Below are 19,463 nucleotides of genomic sequence, written 5' to 3'. Positions count from 1 at the left end.
AGCGACCCATGAGATGGAACGAAGACCCGTGGCAGGACCATCGGTGACACCCTCGGCCATGCAAACGCCCCGCCCGCCGGCGACAGCCGCCCGCCGCGCCTTGCGCGGCCTGCTCCTGCTGCCGCTGCTGCCGCTGCTGGCCGGCTGCAACCTCACCGTCATGTTCCCCTCGGGCGACGTGGCGATGCAGCAGCGCAACCTCGTCCTGGCCTCCACCGGCCTGATGCTGCTCATCATCGTGCCGGTGATCGCGCTGACGCTGCTGTTCGCGTGGCGCTACCGCGCGACGAACACCGAGGCCCGCCACGATCCCGACTGGGACCACTCGACCGGCCTCGAAGTGGTGATCTGGACCGCGCCGCTCCTCATCATCATCGCGCTCGGCGCGCTGACTTGGATCAGCACCCACACCCTCGATCCGTTCCGGCCGCTCTCGCGCCTGGAACCCGGCAAGCCGATCCCCGCCGAGACCAAGCCGCTCGAGGTGCAGGTCGTCGCACTCGATTGGAAATGGCTGTTCTTCTACCCAGAATACGGTGTGGCGTCGGTCAACGAGATGGCCACGCCGGTCAACCGGCCGGTGACGTTCCGGCTCACCTCGGCTTCCGTGATGAACGCGTTCTACATCCCGGCGCTCGCCGGCATGATCTACGCCATGCCCGGCATGGAGACGAAGCTGCACGCGGTCGCCAACAAGCCCGGCGAGTTCGAGGGGCTGGCCTCGCATTACAGCGGCAGCGGCTTCTCGCGCATGACCTTCAAGGTCCACAGCCTTGAGGGCGACGGCTTCGATAAGTGGATCGCCAAGGTGAAGGGCGAGGGCAAGGAACTGTCGCGCGACGCCTACCTCGAACTGGAGCGCCCGAGCGAGCGCGAGCCGGTGACCTACTACGCCTCCTACGGCGACGGCCTGTTCAAATCGATCCTCGGCATGTGCGCCGTCCCCGGCAAGATGTGCATGCACGAGATGATGTCGATCGACGCCAAGGGCGGCGCCGGCAAGGACAGCCGCGAGAACGCCGAGCGGCTGCAATACGACAACCGTCACGTCGAACGCGGCGACGAGGCGCCGGGCGCCAACGGGCCCGCCTCGCAGCACGCGCCGCGCAGCGACAAGCCGTCCGACTCGCAGGACCACGGTCCGCACGGCAAGGGCGAGAACTCGGTCGCGCCCAACCAGCTCAACAACTGATCCGTCGATAACGAGAATTCACGGTACGAGACACCCCATGTTCTCTGACACGGACCTCCAGAAGCTTCTGTTCGGGCGCCTGACGCTCGCGGACATCCCGTATCACGAGCCGATCCTGCAAGTGACCTTCGCGGGCGTCGCCGTGGGCGGCCTCGCGGTGCTGGCCGCCATCACCTACTTCCGGTTCTGGGGCCCGCTCTGGCGGGACTGGCTGACCTCGGTCGATCACAAGAAGATCGGCATCATGTACGTGGTGCTGGCCCTCGTCATGCTGCTGCGCGGCTTTGCCGACGCGCTGCTGATGCGCTCGCAGCAGGCCGTCGCCTTCGGGGCGAACGAAGGCTTCCTGCCGCCGCACCACTACGACCAGATCTTCACGGCGCACGGCGTGATCATGATCTTCTTCGTGGCGATGCCGTTCGTCACCGGGCTGATGAACTACGTCGTCCCGCTGCAGATCGGCGCGCGCGACGTCGCCTTCCCGTTCCTCAACAACTTCTCCTTTTGGATGACGGTCTCGGGCGCCGTCACCATCATGATCTCGCTGTTCGTCGGCGAGTTCTCCCGCGCCACCTGGCTCGGCTATCCGCCGCTGTCGGGGGCCGACATGAGCCCCGGCGTGGGCGTCGATTACTGGATCTGGGGCCTGCAGATCGCCGGCATCGGCACGACCTTGTCGGGCATCAACCTGATCGCGACCATCGTGAAGATGCGCGCGCCCGGCATGTCGATGATGAAGATGCCGATCTTCACGTGGTCGTCGCTGTGCACCAACGTGCTCATCGTCGCCGCCTTCCCGATCCTCGGCGCCGTCCTCGTGCTGCTGACGCTCGACCGCTACGTCGGCACGCACTTCTTCACCAACGACCTCGGCGGCAACCCGATGATGTACTTCAACCTCATCTGGATCTGGGGCCACCCGGAGGTCTACATCCTCATCCTGCCGGCCTTCGGCGTGTTCTCGGAGATCATCTCGACGTTCTCCGGCAAGCGCCTGTTCGGCTACACGTCGATGGTCTACGCCCTCGTCGTCATCACGATCCTGTCGTACCTCGTGTGGCTGCACCACTTCTTCACGATGGGCTCGGGCGCCAACGTGAACTCGTTCTTCGGCATCACGACGATGATCATCTCGATCCCGACGGGTGCCAAGCTGTTCAACTGGCTGTTCACGATGTACCGCGGCCGGATCCGGTTCGAGGTGCCGATGCTGTGGGCCGTGAGCTTCATGGTCACCTTCACCATCGGCGGCATGACCGGCGTGCTGCTCGCCGTGCCCCCGGCCGACTTCGTGCTCCACAACTCGCTGTTCCTGATCGCCCACTTCCACAACGTGATCATCGGCGGCGTGCTGTTCGGCATGTTCGCGGGCGTGAACTACTGGTGGCCCAAGGCCTTCGGGTTCAAGCTCGACCAATTCTGGGGCAAGGTCTCGTTCTGGTTCTGGACGGTCGGCTTCTACGTCGCCTTCATGCCGCTCTACGTGCTCGGCCTGATGGGCGTCACCCGCCGCTCGCAGCACTTCGACGACACCTCGCTCCAGCCGTGGTTCATCGTCGCCGCGCTCGGCGCCGGCCTGATCGCCCTTGGCATCGGTGCGATGATCATGCAGATCGCCGTCTCGATCAAAAACCGCGAGGCCCTGCGCGACACGACCGGCGACCCGTGGGGCGGCCGGACGCTCGAATGGTCGACCTCGTCGCCGCCGCCGGACTACAACTTCGCCTACACGCCGGTCGTGCACCAGCTCGACGCGTGGTGGCAGATGAAGGCCCGCAACTTCAAGCGGCCGGTCACGGGCTTCCAGTCGATCCACATGCCGAAGAACACCGCCACCGGCGTGATCCTCGGCGTGATCAGCATCGCCTTCTCGTTCGCGATGATCTGGTACATCTGGTGGCTGGCCGCACTCACCTTCGCGGCGACGCTGGTGGTCTCGATCGTCCACACCTTCAACTACAACCGCGACTACTACATCCCGGCCGAGACGGTCGTCCGCACCGAAGGGCAGCGGACCGACGCGCTGGCCGTGGCGGGACGGGCCTGATCAGAATGGCGACCCACACAACCGACGCGCTGCACCGGGATCCGGTGGCCGAGGCCGACGAGCTGTCGTTCCAGGACATGGGGCACGAGCATCACCCGGAAGGGAGCACGATGCTCGGCTTCTGGCTCTACCTGATGAGCGACTGCCTCATCTTCACGGTGCTGTTCGCGACCTACGCCGTGCTCGGCCGCAACTACGCGGCCGGGCCCTCGCCCAAGGACCTGTTCGACCTCTCCCTCGTTGCGGTGAACACCGCGATGCTCCTGTTCTCCTCCATCACCTACGGCTTCGCCATGTTGGCGATGGAGCGGGAGGACCAGAGCAAGACGCAAGTGTGGCTGGCCGTCACCGGCCTGTTCGGCGCGGCCTTCCTCGGCATCGAGCTCTACGAGTTCGCCCACCTGTTCCACGAGGGCGCCACGCCCCAGCGCAGCGCCTTCCTGTCTTCGTTCTTCACGCTGGTCGGCACCCACGGCCTGCACGTCACCTTCGGCCTGATCTGGCTCGTGGTGCTGATGCTGCAGGTGCAGCAGCGCGGCTTGATCGTCGAGAACCGGCGCCGGCTGATGTGCCTGTCGATGTTCTGGCACTTCCTCGACGTGATCTGGATCGGCGTCTTCACCTTCGTCTACCTGATGGGAGTGCTGCAATGAGCGGCGCGAGCGGACACGCTGCGGGCCATGGTCACGGCGACCACGGCCACGGGGCGGTGCAGGGCCACGGCTCGTTCAAGGACTACGTGACGGGCTTCGTCCTGTCGGTGATCCTGACCGCGATCCCGTTCGGGCTGGTGATGGGCGACGTGATCGGCGACAAGCTGATCACCGGAATCGTCGTCCTCGCCTTCGCCGTGGTGCAGATCATCGTCCACATGATCTACTTCCTCCACATGAACACCAAGTCGGAGGGCGGCTGGACCTTCCTGGCGCTGATCTTCACCGTCACGATCGTCGCCATCACCCTGTGCGGCTCGATCTGGGTGATGCACCACCTCAACACCAACATGATGCCGATGACCGCCGACGACGCGCGCCACGCGCCGTAGGCTTGCGATTCGTGGCAAGGCTCGATGCCCGGCGGGCCATCCTGGCGCTCGCCGGGCTCGGCCTCGTCGGCATCTTCCTCGCGCTCGGCACGTGGCAGGTCCAGCGTCGCGCCTGGAAGCTCGACCTGATCGCGCGGGTCGAGGCACGCCTGCGCGCCGAGCCCGTTTCACCGCCCGGAAGGGCCGAATGGGCGCATTTGGACGGACCAGCGATCGAGTATCGTCGGGTCCGCGTTTCGGGCCGATTCGAGCACGATCGGACGGCCCTGGTCCAGGCGCTGACCGAACGCGGCGGCGGATTCTGGGTGCTGACGCCGCTCGTCCGGCCTGACGGCACCACGATCCTGATCAACCGCGGCTTCGTCCCCGGCGACCGCAAGGACCGCCCGGACCGCGCCGAGCCCCCCGGCGACGTCACCGTCACCGGCCTGCTGCGCCTGTCTGAGCCCGGCGGCGGCTTCCTGCGCCACAACGATCCGGCGGCCGACCGCTGGTATTCCCGCGACGTCTCGGCCCTCGCCGCCGCGCGGAACCTCCACGACGTCGCCCCCTATTTCATCGATGCCGACGTCACGCCCAATCCCGGCGGGCTCCCGGTCGGCGGCCTCACGGTCGTGGCCTTCCGCAACGACCACCTCGTCTACGCCCTGACGTGGTTCACCCTCGCCCTGATGAGCGCGGGCGCCCTGATCTACGCTCTGAGGCGGCCCCGCATCGAGCCCTGAACTTCTTTGCCGGAATGCGTCTTCGTTTCTTGATCGACGGCAAGGCTGTTTTCCATTTACGGTCGGAACGGAAGGCTTCCGGGATCGCACCGGGCTGTTAATCCTAACGTCGCGTTCACCATATCGATCGGTGGTGCCCGCAGCGCACAGCGACAGCGAAATCCCCACAGAACCTGCACGAATCACGCGTTTCACGGCACCGGGGCGGGAAACCGTGGCCGGATCGGGAGTTGAGCCCAGCACCCCATCGAGCGGAGCCGACATGCACGTGCCGCCTGCCCGAGACGTCACGACCCCGCATCTGGCGGAAGCCGCCGTGCGCCCGAAGGGCCGCTCGGTCCCGAAGCCGCTGGCGGGGCTGATCGCCGGCATGGACCGGACCCTGGCGCGCCTCGTCGACGAGGGCGGCGGTCGCGACGAACTGCACGCGCTGCGCAACCACCTCTCCGACGTCTGCGTCCTCACCGAGGAGACGCCGCGCATCCAGCGGGCGGTGGACCGGCTGGTGAACGCGGGCGACCGCCTCGGCGAGGCGGTGCTCGCCACAGGCGGGCGCGACTGGCGCGCGCCCCGGCTGGTGAAGGCCAGGGCGGCGCTGGCCTCCCTGGAGCGGACGCTGGCGGGCGCCCGCCCGAGCCGCATCGCCACCCGATTGCAGCGGGACTGGTGAGACGTAAGCCGCGAACGCTGCTAGAGGCGAAAGCTTAGGAATTCGCGCGCCGAGCCACCGCCCCATGGACAATGCCCGAAGCTGGGTCCGCACCGGCCTCCTGACCGGCGCCGCCTTGGCCCTGTGCGTCGGCGCTTGGATGCTGCTGCCGATCGAGGAATGGCTGCGGGTTTTCTCCCGATGGGCCAACGGCTTCGGCCCCTACGGCCTGTTCGTGTTCGGTGGGCTGTTCTTCCTCGCGACGCTGCTGGTCGTGCCCGGCACGCCGCTCACCATCGCGGGCGCGGTCGCCTATGGCTGGGCGGTGATGCCGGTGGTGCTGGTCTCGGCGACACTCGGCTCCTGGCTCGCCTTCTTCGCCGCCCGCCACCTCTTCCGCGAGCGGGTGCGGCGGCTCATCGCCCGCAAGCCAAAATGGCGCGCCACGATGGAGGCGGTCGGCGACGGCGGCTGGCGCCTGCTCACCCTGATGCGGCTCAGCCCGTTCGTGCCGTTCAACGCGCAGAACTACGTCCTCGGGGTGACGGATGTCCGCGCCGGCGCCTATCTGGTCTCGACGGTGATCGGCATGCTGCCCGGCACGGTGGTCTGCGTCTATCTTGGCGCCATCGGCCGCCGGGCCGGCAGCGACGAGCCGACCCACTGGATCACCCTCGGCCTCGGGCTCGTCGCCACGGTGGTCGCGGTCGAGATCACCCGGCGGCGGGTGAAGGCCAAGCTGGAGCAGGCTGAGATGGGCAAGGCGGACGGGGCCGGCGCGGGCGCATGAGAGCGGACATCGAAGACGGCACTCCGCTGGCGGGCTGGCTGCGGCCCGGGCTCACCTGTTGGCGCAGGGAGCGGGCACACCGCGCCGCGGTGCTGCACGACGGCGCCGCCTACTTCGCCGCCGCGCGCGCCGCCTTGGTGAAGGCGCAGAAGACCATCACCCTGATCGGCTGGAGCTTCGACCCGCGGGTGCGGCTGCTGCCCTCCGCGGGCGATCCCGAATCCGACCAGACGCTGGCCGACCTGCTGCGCGCCCTCAAGGCGGCCCGGCCGGAGCTGACGGTCCGCATCCTGATCTGGGACATGCCCTGGCCGATCTCGGCGGGCAACGACCACACGCCCGACAGCGTGCGGGCGAGCCTCGGCACCGGCATCGATTTCCGCATCGACAGCACGCTGCCCTACGGCGCCTGCCAGCACCAGAAGATCCTGGTGATCGACGATCGGATCGCCTTCTGCGGCGGCAGCGACTTCGAGGTGAACCGCTGGGACACGCCGGCCCACCGCGACCGCGACCCGCGCCGCCGCCTGCCGTCCGGCGAGGACTACCCGCCGCGCCACGACGTGATGATGCTCGTCGACGGCCCTGCGGCGAACGCGCTGGCCGACCTCGCCCGCGAGCGCTGGCGCCGCGCCACCGGCGAAGCCCTCTCGCCCACCCTCGACACGCCGGTCGATCCCTGGCCCGAAACCGTGACGCCGCTCCTCACCGAGGTCGAGATCGGGCTGTCGCGCACCGAGCCGGCGATGGCCGGCCGCGAGGCGGTGTCGGAGAACGCCGCGCTCTACCTCGCGACGATCCGGGCCGCGAAAGAGGTCATCTATCTGGAGAACCAGTACCTCGCCTCGCCGGTGGTGGCCGACGCCCTGCGAGCGCGGCTGGCCGAGCCGGACGGGCCGGAGATCGTGATCGTGCTGTCCGAGCGCAGCCCCAACGGCTTCGACCAGTTGACCATGAACAGCGCCCGCCGCGGCCTGATCAAGGGCCTGCGCCGGGCCGACCGACACGGTCGCCTGCGGATCGTCGCGCCGCACACGCCCAAGGGCCAGCCGATCCTGATCCATTCCAAGGTCGCGCTCATCGACCACCGCTTCCTGCGGATCGGCTCGACCAACCTCAACAACCGCTCCTTCGGCTACGACACCGAGTGCGACCTCTCGATCGAACTTCGCGCCGACGACGCAGCGGGCCGCGCGGCGCTGGACCGGGTGCTCCACGCGCTGCTGGGCCACCACGGCGGCTGCCCGTCGGACACCTTCGCGCAGGCCTATGCCGAGCGCGGCACGCTCCGCGCCGTCATCGACGATCCCGCGCTGATGCCGTCGCCGCGGCTCTGCACGCTGGTCCCCTCCCACCGCGGCCCCATCGCCCGCCTGGTCGAGGCCTTCCACCTCGGCGACCCGGCGGGCTCGGAGGACGCATGGCGCCCGTGGCGGCGCCGCAAGGTGCTGCGCCGGGCGCGTGTGGCGGTTCCGGTTGATGTGGCGGGGACCGGCGCGGCGGTCGAGGCGTAGACCCGCTCGGATTGCGGTCGGCTCCCCCCTCTCCCCGCACGTGGGGAGAGGCCTGTCTGCACCTCGTCGTGCAGACAGGAAGCGGAGGCGAAGCCGAAGCGGCGGTGAGGGGGGACTCGACGGAAGAGGCTCGTCCTGAACCGCCCCCTCACCGTCGGCTGCCGCCTTGCTTCGGCGACGACAAGGTCGCCGAAGCCCTCTCCCCGCGTGCGGGGCGAGGGGATGCACCGGCATCCGCGTTTCGTCAGCCGGAAACGACGTAGCCCGTTACGCCTCCGGCAGCCGCGCCGAGATCACCCGGTCCGTCACCGCCTCGGCCGCAACCCCGATCGCTGCACCGACCGCCACATCGACGGGGAAATGCGCGCCGCGCACGAGCTGCACCGCGATGACCCCGGCGGCGGTGGCGTAGGCCGCGCCCGCCAGTTCCGGCCGGGACCGGGCCACCGCGCGGGCGACCGCCGTGCTGAGCGCGGCATGGCCCGAGGGGAAGGACTGCCAGGGGCCGTCGTTGGGGCCCATCGGCCCGCGGACGTAGCGGCCGGTGTCCATCAGCACGTTGGGCCGGGTGCGGTGGAGGGTGCGCTTCAGGCTGGTCTTGACGAGGCTCGCCAGCGCGCCCGCGGCGAGCATCCGCACGCCGGTCTGGGCCAAGCCCCGGTCGCGGGTGACGAGGCCCCAGGCCAGCGTGCCGGCCGACATCGCCAGCAGCGCCTCCCAGCTCCCGACCTCGCCTGCCGCGATGACGGTGGGCATGACCGGATGATCCTTGCCGCCCGCGAGCGCGACCCCGGCGCGGATATCCGCGGCTTCGATCGCGCCGACGGACTCCACCGCCCGTTCGGTTGCCGTGGTGATTTGATTGCGCGCAAGCATAGCCCTCAACGCGCGAACCGCCGGATCGATGCTTAGCCGTATCGGTCGATGGTTACCGATCGAACAAGGCCTGCAACGCCGCGCGGTCCTTCGTGCCCGGCAGGGCGATCAGCGTCAGGATGCGGGCCTTGTCCGGCGTCAGGTCGCCCGCGAACACCGCGCCGGCCTTGCGCAGGGTGTTGCCGCCGCCCTTGAAGCCGTAGACCGGGAGCGCACGGCCGTCATAGACCTTGGTCGCGACGATCACCGGCACGCCCTTGGCGATCACGTCGGCGATGGCGTCGTGCATCTCGGCGTTGACGTTGCCCCAGCCATAGGCCTCGACCACGATGGCCTCGGCGCCGCTCTCGGCGGCGTGGCGCACCTGCGAGCCGTCGGCGCCAGCATACATCGACACGAGATCGACCCGCGGCATCCGCTCGGGCAGCGGCAGGATCTGGCGCCGCAGCGACTTGCGGCTGAACACGACGCGGTCCTCATCGACGTAGCCGAGGATGCCGGCATCGCCCGAATCGAAGGTCTCGACGTTGCTCGTGTGGGTCTTGCGCACCTCGCGCGCCGCGTTGATGCGGTGGTTGAGCGTCACCGTCACGCCCATCTCGGCGGCGCCCTCCGTTAGGATCTGGCGGGCGGCGTTGAGGAGGTTGCGCGGGCCGTCGGCATCGGCGTCCGAGGCGTTGCGCTGCGCGCCCACCAGCACGACGGGTTTCTGGCTCGTCAGCGTCAGGTCGAGGAAATAGGCGGTCTGGTCGAGGGTGTCGGTGCCGTGCAGGACGATGGCGCCGCGGATTTCGGGATCGGCCAGGATCGTGTCGATCCGGCGGGCGAGGGCGGGCCAGCGGTCCGGGCCCATGTAGTCGCTGGGCACGTTGCTGAACTCGGTCACCTGGATCGTGGCGATGTCCTTCAGCTTCGGCACCGCCGAGACGAGGTCCTCGCCCGAGAGGGCGGGCACCGGCGCGTGGGTCTGCGGATCGAGCTTCATCGCGATGGTGCCGCCGGTGGCGACGACCGCGATCTTCGGGGGCTCGGCAGCGGCGGGCCCGGCGCCGAGGGTGGCGGCGGCCATCAGGCCGAACGCGGTCAGGTTGCCGATGGTCTTCGTCATCGTCGGATCGCCATCTTCGCTGGTGGTCCCGTCCGGACCGTCCGACCCATTATAGCGCACCGGCCATAATCCGGGTTTCAAAAGGACAAGTCCTTTCGCGGGTCCAGGGCAGAGTCCTGGTCGGCGAAGCCAAACCTCAGGGCTTCGCCCCGAGACCCCACCAAAGGGCTCGCCCTTTGGGAACCCCTTACGGGCCCTGCGACAACCGGATTTCGGCGAGCACGGGGAGATGGTCGGAGGCGCGGCGGGGCAGGGGGCCGTCCACGACCGCGAGGCGCTCGACGGTGACGCCCGCGCCGACGAAGACCCGGTCGAGGCGCAGCAGGGGGAGGCGGCTCGGGAAGCTCGCGCGTCCCTCGATCCGGGCGGCGACGCGGCGCGCGTCGGCGAGGCGGCCGGCGAGGCGGCGATAGGCACGGGTCCAGCCCGTGGCGTTGAAGTCGCCCATGAGCACGGTCGGCGTGCGGCAGGCGGGGTCGGCGAGCCATTCGGGGCCGAGCAGCGACTCGGCTTGAGCGATGCGCTCGGCGCCGAACAGGCCGAGATGGGTGTTGAGCACCTGAAGCCGTACGGCGCCGATCTCGACCTCGACCCAGAGCGCGCCGCGGGGCTCGAGCTTGGGCCGCCGGATCAGGCCGGGCAGGAGGCCGGCGCGCCGCAGCCGCGAGGGCAGGCGGGTGAGGATCGCGTCGCCGTAGCGCTCCTCTTCGATGTGCAGCGCCGGGTGGAAATGCGGGGTCATGCCGAGCAAGCGGGCGATCTCGTCGGCCTGATCGAGACCGTCGGTGCGGGCGCGCCCGACATCGACCTCCTGCAACGCGACGATGTCGGCCCCGGTCGCGGCGATCACCGCGGCCACCCGCTCCGGCGCCACCCGGCCGTCGGTGCCGCGGCAATGGCGGATGTTGTAGGTGAGCAGGCGGACCCGACCGGCCTCGGATCCGGGCGCGACGGCGCCGCCTCCCCCTGCGATTGCCCCCTGGTCCACGCTTCCTCCCCGCCGGCTCCGGCAACCGAACGCCGCGCGGCGCGAACCGATCCCGGACGCCGCCCCTCGCGTCGCCCTCGCACCGCACCATATCGGAACGGGACGGGATCGCGCGGCACCGCCGCGACTTGTTGGGACGGGACGACCGGAGATGACGCGGGAATGAGGACCGAGGACGCCAGCGCCCGCTATGCCGATCTCGACGCCTGGGGCGGCGGCGACATCCTGCAGGCGTTGTGGGAGGGGCAGCTCGCCGCCGTGGCAGCCGTGGGGCCGGCTTTACCGGCGATCCAGGCGGCGGCGATGGCCGCGGAAAAGGGTCTGAGAGTCGGGGGGCGGCTCGCCTATGTCGGGGCGGGCACCTCCGCTCGCATCGGCGTGCAGGACGGGGCCGAGCTGCCGCCGACCTTCGACTGGCCGGGCGAGCGGCTGGCCTTCGCCATCGCGGGCGGCGAGGGCGCGCTGCTGCGGGCGGTGGAGGATGCCGAAGATTCGGGCGCGGACGGCGCTGCCTGGGTGACCGGCAGCGAAATCGGCCCCGGCGACGTGGTGGTGGGGTTGGCGGCGAGCGGCACCACGCCGTTCACGCTGGCGGTGCTGCGCGACTCCCGCGCCCGCGGGGCGGTCACGGTCGGCATCGCCAACAATCCCGGCACGCCGATCCTGGAGACGGCCGAATACGGCATCCTGGCCGCCACGGGCGCCGAGGTGCTGGCGGGCTCGACCCGGCTGAAGGCCGGCACGGCGCAGAAGGTGATCCTCAACCTGTTCTCGACGCTGCTGATGATCCGGCTCGGCCGGGTCTATCGCGGGCGCATGGTGGCGATGCGCCCGACCAACCGGAAGCTGCGCGCCCGCGGCGTCGCCATGGTGGCCGAACTCGCCGGCTGCGACGCGGGCGTCGCCGAGCGCGCGGCGGCGGAAGCCGGGGGCGACGTGAAGCTCGGTGTCCTGATCGCGGGCGGGGCCAGCCGCGAGCGGGCGGAAGCCTTGCTCGCCCGCCACGACGGCAACCTGCGCCGGGCGCTCACCGAGGGGGACGAAAGATGAGCGCGACCTTCATGGCGCGGGAGATCGCCGAGATCCCGCAGGCCGCCGAGCGGCTCATCGCGGCGGACGAGGCGGCGCGGATCGCGCAGGCCCTGAGTCCCAAAAAAATTCCGTTCGTCGTCGTGTGCGGGCGGGGCAGCTCGGGCCATGCCGGCGTGGCGCTCCGCTACCTGATCGAGACCCGGCTCGGCCTGCCGGTCTCGGCCTCGGCGCCGTCCGTCGTGACCGGCTATGCCCGGCCGCCGCGGGTCGAGGGCGCGCTGTTCGTCGTCGTCTCGCAATCCGGCCGCTCGCCCGATCTGGTCGCCGCCACCGAGGCCGCCTGCGCGGGCGGCGCGCTGACGCTGGCGCTCGTCAACGATCCCGACTCGCCGGCCGCGAAGGCGAGCGACCTCGTCCTGCCGATCCTGGCCGGCCCCGAGCGGGCGGTGGCCGCGACCAAGACGGTGACCAACTCGATGATCGCGGGCGCCGCGCTGGTGGCCGCCTGGGCGGGCGACCAAGAGCTTGCCGATGGGCTCGCAGCCCTACCCGGACGCTTGAACGACGCGCTCGCCCTCGACTGGTCGGCCTGGGGCGCCGACCTCGACGGCGCGCCCGCCGCCTTCGTGACGGGGCGCGGGCACGGGCTCGGCACCGTGCGCGAGATCGCCCTGAAGCTCGCCGAGACCCTGCGGCTGCCCGCACTCGGCTACTCGGCGGCCGAGTTGCGCCACGGGCCGCGGGCCTCCGTCTCGGCCGGCACGCCGGTGCTCGCCTTGCGCCAGGCCGATGCGGTCGCCGACGGCATCGACGACCTCGTGCGGGATCTCCGCCGGGACGGCACGCGGGTGCAGGCCTGCGGTGGGCCGGTGGGCACATTACCCTGGCTCGGCGACGGGCACCCGGCCTGCGACCCCATCGCCATGCTGGTGCCGGCCTACCGCGCCATCGAGGCGGAATCCCGCCGCCGCGGCCTCGACCCGGACGCGCCCGCGGGGCTGACCAAGGTCACGGAGACCCTGTGACGCCGCCGGACCACGCCATCGCCGCCGAGCGCGTCTTCGACGGCGAAGTCTTTTTAGACGACCGCGCGGTGCTGCTGCGCGGCGAAAGGATCATCGACGTCACCACCACCCCGCCGCCGGGCGTGTCCGTGACGCGCCTGCCGCCCGGTGCGATCCTGGCGCCGGGCTTCATCGACGCGCAGGTCAACGGCGGCGGCGGGGTGCTGCTCAACGACGATGGCAGCGTGGAGGGCCTCCGGCGGATCGCCGCGGCGCACCGCCTTGGCGGCACCACCGGGCTCCTGGCGACGCTGATCACCGACACGCGCCCGACCATCGCCCGCGCCATCGAGGGCGTGGCGGCGGCGATCCAGGCGGGCGTGCCCGGCCTGCTCGGCATCCATCTCGAAGGGCCTTTCCTGAGCCCGAAGCGCATCGGCATCCACGACCCCGCCCGGCTTGCCCGCTTCGGCGAAGGCGACGCCGCGCTACTCACGGCGCTGGGGCCGCGCGGGATCACCCTGGTGACGCTCGCCCCCGAAGAGGTGCCGCCCGGCGCGGTGGCCGACCTCGTCGCCCGCGGCGCCCGCGTCTGCGCCGGCCACACCGCCGACGACGGCGCGGCGATCCGGCGGGTGTTGGGGGAGGGGCTCACAGGCTTCACCCACCTGTTCAACGCCATGTCGCAGATCGGCCCGCGCGAGCCCGGCGCCGTCGGCGTCGCGCTGGCGGAGGAGGGCGCCTTCGCTGGCATCATCGCCGACGGCCACCATGTCGGCGATCTCCAGCTTCGCCTCGCGCTACGCCTCAAGGGCGCTGACCGCCTGATGCTGGTCTCCGACGCGATGCCGCCGGTCGGCGACGTGTCCGATGGCTTCACCCTGTTCGGCCGCCGCATCCGCCGCGACGGCAACCGCCTCACCGGCGAGGACGGCACGCTGGCGGGCGCCGCCATCACCATGGCCGAGGCGGTGCGCCACATGAGCGGGCGCGGCGGCGCGAGCTTGGGCGAGGCGCTGGCGATGGCCGCGCTCACCCCCGCCCGCTTCCTCGGCCTCGATCACCGCCTCGGCCGGATCGCGCCGGGTTTTTCCGCCGACCTCGTCGCCCTCGGGCCGGGCGTGTCCGTTACCGAGACTTGGATCGGCGGCGTGCCGACCCGCCCCGGGGACGGAACATGACGGGCATGCGGCCCCGGCCGGGCGGGCCGTTACCGATCGTTCATGCGTATTTGTGCGCGATGTCGTCGCGGATGAAGATCACGTCGGCCCAGCGAAGATACGGGATGTTCGACGACGCCTGATTCTTGATCGCCAGGATGTGATAGCCGAGCGGATTCAGGAATCCCTCGAACGACCTGAGATGGATGTGGTCCTTATTGTCCTGCGCGATGCCGGCCTCGACCTGAACGAAGTCGATCGCGCGACTGGTCAGCATCCCGCCGAACCCGACCAGCGCCTGCAGATCGTGACCCTCGACATCGATCTTGAGGTAATCGATATGCGAGATGCCCTTCGATTCGCAGTAGCTGTCGCCGCGCACGACGTTGACGTCGATGGAATCCGCATTGGCCGACTGGATGATCTTGTTGACGGTGACGCCCTTGCCGGGGAGGTTCGTCATCGCTGCCTGCTTGTTGTCGGCGCCGAGGGCCAGGTTCACGAACTCCGCGCGCTCAAGGCGGCTCGGGTCCGTCACTCGGGCCACGTTCTCCTGGAGCGTGCTGAAGACGTGCGGGATCGGCTCGAACGCCCAGACCCTTGCGTCTCGGTAGGCGTTCAGGAAGCTGATCGTCACCCACCCGATATTGGCGCCGACATCGAACACGGTCTTGATCTCGGCCTTCGGAAGTTTTTCCTTGATGAACTCAGCGACGTTGTCGTCGAGATCGCTCTTATGGAGTTGTGCCATGGCCCTATCCTTTGTCGGCTGTGCTTTTGTTCGATTCTGCAGATTTCATCCGGAGATGCCCCCGGCCCGACGCGGTCGAGCCGGCACTTCCCCGTCCTTACCTCGCCGCGCAACCCGTCGGCGAACCCTCAATCGTAACGCAGGTAATCGCCGACCAAGCGCCTGAAGTGATCGATATCGATCCTCACATTATCCGCCTGTGGGTGATCGCGTTTGGCGGACTTGACGATGCTGTCGCAGATGTAAGTTCCGTAAGTCATTTTGCCGGCCGTCGCCAGGATCCAGAAGCTCGGCATCGAGTAGGTGGACGGGATGATTTCCAACACCCGCGCATCCGGCTTGCAGAACAGGACGTTGGTCAAGCCGGCACCGTGCAGCGATACCACGACACGGGCATGGTGGAAAATCGAGGCCTGCTCGATGGGCGTGTAGTCCGAGGCGGCGAAGCATTGGAAGCCGATCGACTTGAGATAAGTCTCCAGCGCGTCCTCGTTCACCACGGTCCGGTCGGGCGCATCCTTGCGCGAGAGGTAGATTCTCGGCCCGAGATCGACCGAGGCGCGCGGCAGGACGTTCTCGCGCAGGAACTCCATCGCCCACGGCGCGCCCTTGTAGGCCGGATGCCAGATCTGCGTCAGCCCCGACGGCATGTAGATGGTCCGGGCGCGCAGGGCGCCCCAATTCGGCAGGCTGAGGCAGCGCTCGGCGCCGATGCCGAACGCTTCCAACAGGTTGGTCTGCCATTTACTCTTCAAGGGCAGCGTCAGTACGAAGATGTCGGGATTGTCCCGGATCGCCTTCAGCCGCGGAAGCCAATCGCAGAGCCAGTGGCAGAAATTCAGTCCGCCGATGTCGTCCATCATGACGAACACGTCGCCGTCAATCTGCCGGGCGTTGGCGAAGTCGATCGCCTGCCCGTTATCGACGTAGCCGTGCAGGAGACTGTAATAGGAGCTGTAGTTCGGCTCAATGTTCAGATCGGCATCGAACAGTGTCGGCGCGTCGTAGACCATCCCGACGAAGCCGTTCTCGACCTTCGCGACCGTGTAGGGCTCCGCCACCGTCGTCATCGGCAGGCTGAGGTTCGTCTTCGGGAAATGCTCCGGCACGCCGTTGAAGAAGATCGGCGGGCACATCAACAGCACCGGTGCGTCGGCCACAGGAATGATGTCCTGTGCCGTAAAGTAGGTCGCGTTGGAGGTCTTGGCCTCCTGACCGATCAGGTGATCGTAGAATGTCCTGATCTCGTTCGGGTGGTGGATGTGCCGTTCGGGCGCAAGATGCCCGACCAATTCGCGCAGGGCATCGACTTTCGATTGGTTCTTGCGGAGGTTGAAGCTGTGCCGCCGTTCCGGCTCCGGCAACGCAATTTTTTCGGGTGTCGCGCGCTCGACCGGACGTAGGCGCTCAAGCTCACCTTTGACAGTCGCCGTGCAGAAATCGACTAGGCGGGGGATGTCCGAGAACACGTAGTTGCTGAAATACGGCATGTGATTGCGGTTGTTCGTCGGATCCTCGGCATCGGCGACGTCTTCGAGCGCGACGTAAGAGGGCCGGATCGAATTCTCGGATTGCTTCTGGACCCACCCGGCCGGGAGACTCTCCAGAATGCTTCTGTTGGCGTGGACGATACCGGAAACGTTGAACAGCCACCCGAACTTGTGTTGCTGCGTTCCGTGGTGAGAGATGTAGAAATGGCAGCGAGAGCCGTTCGCGATGCTCTGCGCCAGCGTACACGCGGTCCCGTCGAACACCCGGCCGGCGAGTTCCTCGGGCAGCGAGGCGACCAGAGAAGCGGCCCGGTCCGATACCCGGCGAGAGATGGCGACGTGCCGATCCATGGCCGCGGGCACGATGCCGCCCGTGTCCGTCGGCACGGAATAGCCGTCGAGATAGATATCGATCTTGTCCGACAGCGCGCACAATTCGACAATGATCGCGCGGAACGCCTCGTCTTCGTTGAGCGCGCGCCGGTAGAGCGAGCGCAGCGTGATGACGACGCGGTATCGGTCGTCGGCAGCGAAGAACGAATCCAGCGGATGCTGTTCGAGGCAAGCCGCGGCGACGATTTCCTTCGCCTCGTCGGACAGCAATTCCGAACCCGCAGCGTAGAGCAGGGAATTGTATTTTACGCCGTATTGGATCGTACTCTTCTGTGCGTTCGCGAATTTTTCCGCAAGGTTCGTCCGCCTCAGTAGCTCCGGCAGCGCGGCAACCGTCCCCGGCAGGGCCATGACCGTGGTCTTGTGGAACTTTCTGTCATCGAGCGTCAGCAGCCCCGAGAACTCGTTCCAGAATTCGTGGGCGAAATTCTCGTGGCCGTAAATGTAGACGAACGGTGCGAGCGGCTCGCTCGACGCCCTGTCGGAGTTAATTTCCGCAACGCGGCCCTCGAAATACGACAGGCCGGCACAACTCGGATCGTAATACAGCGTATCGGATTCGACGACATACGCCCCCTGGATGGCGTAGCCGGATGCGATCGGCGTCGAGATCAGCCAGATCGTGCCGCCCAGCTTCGAGACGAACTCGTAGGAAAACGACTTCGGCAGATGCATGATCGAGCGCTTGGCGCGCGCCTCGATGTTCAGCACCGGGTGCGGCATCGCCCAGCCGATTTCCTCGTTGCGCCGGCTTTGATACTTTCTCAGCCTCCGCTCATGCGTATACACGTTGACGCTCTTGAAGATGCGCGCCACGTTCTTGACGATCGCGTCGGCCTGATGGGCTGAAGCTTTAATATCGATTGTCGTCAGCATCGAATTGTCCGTAAGTTATACGAAGCGCGGCGGGATCGGGGCCATGCGGCTTGGCCGTCGCGCGCCCGGCATTCCGTCGTCGGCGTCCCTGCATCGCGCATGTGGGCTCCCGGCATCGGCGAAGATCAGGGCAGGTTCCGGGGCGAGGGCCGATGCGGGGCCGCGGCGCGACGCGCCTGCGGGCTCGTCGCGAACACGCCGAGCGTCGTCGATGGCGCTGCCGGCCCAGGCTCGGCCCGACGCCGCACGAACTCGGCTTCGTTCATCCCATCGCTCCGCATTTCCGACCGGGACGGTTGCTGTCGCCGCGCCGACCTATCATCCTCCGGGGCCGGGACCTAGCAGGCTGCTGCAGAAGTCCTGATTTGATCGTGGCAGAGATGATTTTTGTCGTTGGAGCGGGTTCGCCTGACCGGCGAAGGCCAACGTCGCCCCCCGGCTGTCGCGCCGGGGTGCGGTGTCGCTCGGTCAGGCGGCCGGCGGTGCGAGCAGTCTGGGCAAGCGCGCGAGGTTGTCGGCGGCGACCGCGACGGTGAACAGCGCCTCGACCTTCGACCGTCCCCTCAGCTTGACCTTCCTCAGCCCGGCCTGTGCCTTGATCCAGCCGAAGGCCTCCCTCATCCTGAGCCTGTCGAAGGACGATCCGCTTGCGGCAGCGCAGGCTGACCGCGTAACCGGCGTGACGCGTGGTGCGCCCGTCGATGGCGGTCTTTCGCACCTTGCTGGTCTTCGACACCGCTCCGTTGATGGCGATGTGCGGCGTCACCTGCCGCGCCCACAGGTCGCCGACGAAGGCCTCCACGTCGAACAGTTTGTCCGCGCCCAGCGTGATGCGGTGCCGGCGGGGACGGCGGTCGAGCATGAGCCGTGCCGCCTCGCGCTCGGCCGTGCCGGTGGCATGGGTGAGGCTGGCGTCCACCACGAGGTCGTTGCGGTTCTCCATCAGCGCGTGGCCGAGGTAGCACAGCCGGCTCTCCTGGCCGTCTGCCTTGCGGTAGAGCCGGGCGTCCGGATCCGTGGTCGAGGCATGGGTCGCGTTCGAACGCTTCTCCTTGCGGAAGTCGCGCTCGCCGTTGCGGCCCGGCCCCGGCGGCTCGCCCGAGCCGTCCTTCGGCCGGAAGCTCTTCATCGAAGCCCAGGCGTCGATCGTCTTGCCGTCGACCGAGAAGGGGTCGCTCGACAACAGCCGCTTGACCGGCTTGAGCGCCAGCAGCCCTGACAGGAAGGCACGCGCCACCTCCATTTCCAGCAGGCGGTCGCAGTTGTGGGTGAACCCCGTCGGGTGCCAGACCGGCGCATCGATCTCCAGCCCGACGTCCTTCGACAAGCTCAGGATGAGGCGAGCGGAACAACAGGTTATAATCGACTGCTCCATCAGCATCCGCTTGGAGCGCACCGAGAAGAACGCCTGCAGCAGCCTGGCCCGCAGCAGCATCTCCGGCGGGATCGAGGGACGACCCATCCCCGAGTACAGGCTCTCGAAGCGCTCGCTCAGCCCCACCAGAACCTCGTCGGCCAGGGCCCGGATAGCCCGAAGCGGATGATCGGCCGGCACCCGCTCCTCCAGGCGCACGTAGCTGAGCAGGTTGGCCGAAGCCGCCTCACGCCCACGCATCCCGACACCCCGCCGCTCGCTCTAGAGCGTGTTATGCACTTGTCATGATCTTTTCTGGTTGTTTGAGCATGAGGCAGACGAAGGCGACCATGTGAAGGCCTGCCAAAGTGCTGGCGTATCGTTCGTAATCCTTGACCAGCCGTCGGCAGCGGGTGGCCCAGGCAAACGAGAGCGGGTGGCCCAGGCAAACGAGGGAAGGCGCGCGCCG

At 68.5% G+C, this 19,463-nt stretch carries 17 protein-coding genes and 1 pseudogene; 11 read left to right on the top strand and 7 right to left on the bottom strand.

Annotation, left to right across the window (positions count from 1 at the left end):
* Positions 1-58: 58 nt before the first annotated feature.
* The 8 genes from cyoA to ASG52_RS07685 all read left to right on the top strand — a co-directional run bounded on the left by cyoA (position 59) and on the right by ASG52_RS07685 (position 7,962).
* Positions 59-1,192, top strand: coding sequence for a ubiquinol oxidase subunit II (gene cyoA / locus ASG52_RS07720; protein WP_056241300.1), 1,134 nt, complete (start codon positions 59-61; stop codon positions 1,190-1,192).
* A 37-nt stretch (positions 1,193-1,229) separates the two neighbouring features.
* Positions 1,230-3,239, top strand: coding sequence for a cytochrome o ubiquinol oxidase subunit I (gene cyoB, locus ASG52_RS07715; protein WP_056241297.1), 2,010 nt, complete (start codon positions 1,230-1,232; stop codon positions 3,237-3,239).
* 77 nt (positions 3,240-3,316) lie between these two features.
* Positions 3,317-3,892 carry a cytochrome o ubiquinol oxidase subunit III gene (gene cyoC / locus ASG52_RS07710; RefSeq protein ID WP_286158986.1) on the top strand — a complete coding sequence of 192 codons (576 nt, stop codon included), beginning with the start codon at positions 3,317-3,319 and terminating at the stop codon, positions 3,890-3,892.
* On the top strand, positions 3,889-4,284 hold the full coding sequence (gene cyoD, locus ASG52_RS07705) for a cytochrome o ubiquinol oxidase subunit IV (protein WP_056241291.1): 396 nt from the start codon (positions 3,889-3,891) through the stop codon (positions 4,282-4,284). The genes cyoC and cyoD overlap by 4 nt, the downstream gene beginning before the upstream one ends.
* 11 nt (positions 4,285-4,295) lie before the next feature.
* Positions 4,296-5,009, top strand: a complete 714-nt coding sequence (locus ASG52_RS07700) for an SURF1 family protein (RefSeq protein WP_286158977.1) — start codon at positions 4,296-4,298, stop codon at positions 5,007-5,009.
* Between the two features lie 262 nt (positions 5,010-5,271).
* The gene (locus ASG52_RS07695) at positions 5,272-5,679 is read left to right on the top strand and encodes a hypothetical protein (RefSeq protein ID WP_286158976.1); all 408 of its coding nucleotides are present in this window, start codon (positions 5,272-5,274) and stop codon (positions 5,677-5,679) included.
* A gap of 64 nt (positions 5,680-5,743) precedes the next feature.
* Positions 5,744-6,448: a TVP38/TMEM64 family protein gene (locus ASG52_RS07690; protein ID WP_056241288.1), complete on the top strand. Its 705-nt coding sequence runs from the start codon at positions 5,744-5,746 to the stop codon at positions 6,446-6,448.
* A complete protein-coding gene (locus ASG52_RS07685; RefSeq protein ID WP_056241285.1) occupies positions 6,445-7,962 on the top strand; it encodes a phospholipase D-like domain-containing protein in 1,518 nt (505 codons plus the stop codon). Before ASG52_RS07690 ends, ASG52_RS07685 begins: the two co-directional genes overlap by 4 nt.
* 267 nt (positions 7,963-8,229) lie before the next feature.
* On the opposite strand, the gene ASG52_RS07680 is transcribed toward ASG52_RS07685, so the two are convergent.
* From ASG52_RS07680 to ASG52_RS07670, 3 genes are all read right to left on the bottom strand, one after another.
* Positions 8,230-8,796, bottom strand: a complete 567-nt coding sequence (locus ASG52_RS07680; protein WP_286158975.1) for a phosphatase PAP2 family protein — start codon at positions 8,794-8,796, stop codon at positions 8,230-8,232.
* 94 nt (positions 8,797-8,890) lie between these two features.
* Positions 8,891-9,946 carry an asparaginase gene (locus tag ASG52_RS07675; protein WP_056241279.1) on the bottom strand — a complete coding sequence of 352 codons (1,056 nt, stop codon included), beginning with the start codon at positions 9,944-9,946 and terminating at the stop codon, positions 8,891-8,893.
* 187 nt (positions 9,947-10,133) lie between these two features.
* Entirely contained in the window at positions 10,134-10,934 is an 801-nt protein-coding gene (locus ASG52_RS07670; protein WP_082552421.1) for an endonuclease/exonuclease/phosphatase family protein, read from the bottom strand.
* A gap of 162 nt (positions 10,935-11,096) precedes the next feature.
* On the opposite strand from ASG52_RS07670, the gene ASG52_RS07665 reads away from it, so the two are divergent.
* Genes ASG52_RS07665 through nagA form a run of 3 tightly spaced genes read left to right on the top strand, consistent with a single transcriptional unit; the run spans position 11,097 to position 14,151 of the window.
* A complete protein-coding gene (locus ASG52_RS07665) occupies positions 11,097-11,984 on the top strand; it encodes an N-acetylmuramic acid 6-phosphate etherase (RefSeq protein ID WP_056241275.1) in 888 nt (295 codons plus the stop codon).
* The gene (locus ASG52_RS07660; protein WP_056241272.1) at positions 11,981-12,991 is read left to right on the top strand and encodes an SIS domain-containing protein; all 1,011 of its coding nucleotides are present in this window, start codon (positions 11,981-11,983) and stop codon (positions 12,989-12,991) included. Before ASG52_RS07665 ends, ASG52_RS07660 begins: the two co-directional genes overlap by 4 nt.
* Entirely contained in the window at positions 12,988-14,151 is a 1,164-nt protein-coding gene (gene nagA, locus ASG52_RS07655; RefSeq protein ID WP_056241269.1) for an N-acetylglucosamine-6-phosphate deacetylase, read from the top strand. Before ASG52_RS07660 ends, nagA begins: the two co-directional genes overlap by 4 nt.
* Before the next feature lie 40 nt (positions 14,152-14,191).
* On the opposite strand, the gene ASG52_RS07650 is transcribed toward nagA, so the two are convergent.
* The 4 genes and pseudogenes from ASG52_RS07650 to ASG52_RS28740 form a co-directional block, all read right to left on the bottom strand.
* Positions 14,192-14,881 (bottom strand): FkbM family methyltransferase, encoded by a 690-nt coding sequence (locus tag ASG52_RS07650; protein WP_056241266.1) that lies wholly within the window; start codon positions 14,879-14,881, stop codon positions 14,192-14,194.
* Between the two features lie 128 nt (positions 14,882-15,009).
* Positions 15,010-17,640 carry a glycosyltransferase family 61 protein gene (locus ASG52_RS07645; RefSeq protein WP_056241264.1) on the bottom strand — a complete coding sequence of 877 codons (2,631 nt, stop codon included), beginning with the start codon at positions 17,638-17,640 and terminating at the stop codon, positions 15,010-15,012.
* Between the two features lie 468 nt (positions 17,641-18,108).
* A pseudogene (locus ASG52_RS07640) lies at positions 18,109-19,255 on the bottom strand (IS5 family transposase).
* Positions 19,256-19,286: 31 nt separating this feature from the next.
* On the bottom strand, positions 19,287-19,463 hold a 177-nt coding region (locus tag ASG52_RS28740), incomplete at its 5' end, for a transposase family protein (protein ID WP_502691034.1).

Source organism: Methylobacterium sp. Leaf456 (assembly GCF_001425465.1).
Taxonomy (GTDB): domain Bacteria; phylum Pseudomonadota; class Alphaproteobacteria; order Rhizobiales; family Beijerinckiaceae; genus Methylobacterium.
This window is presented reverse-complemented; position numbering and strand designations above follow the sequence as displayed.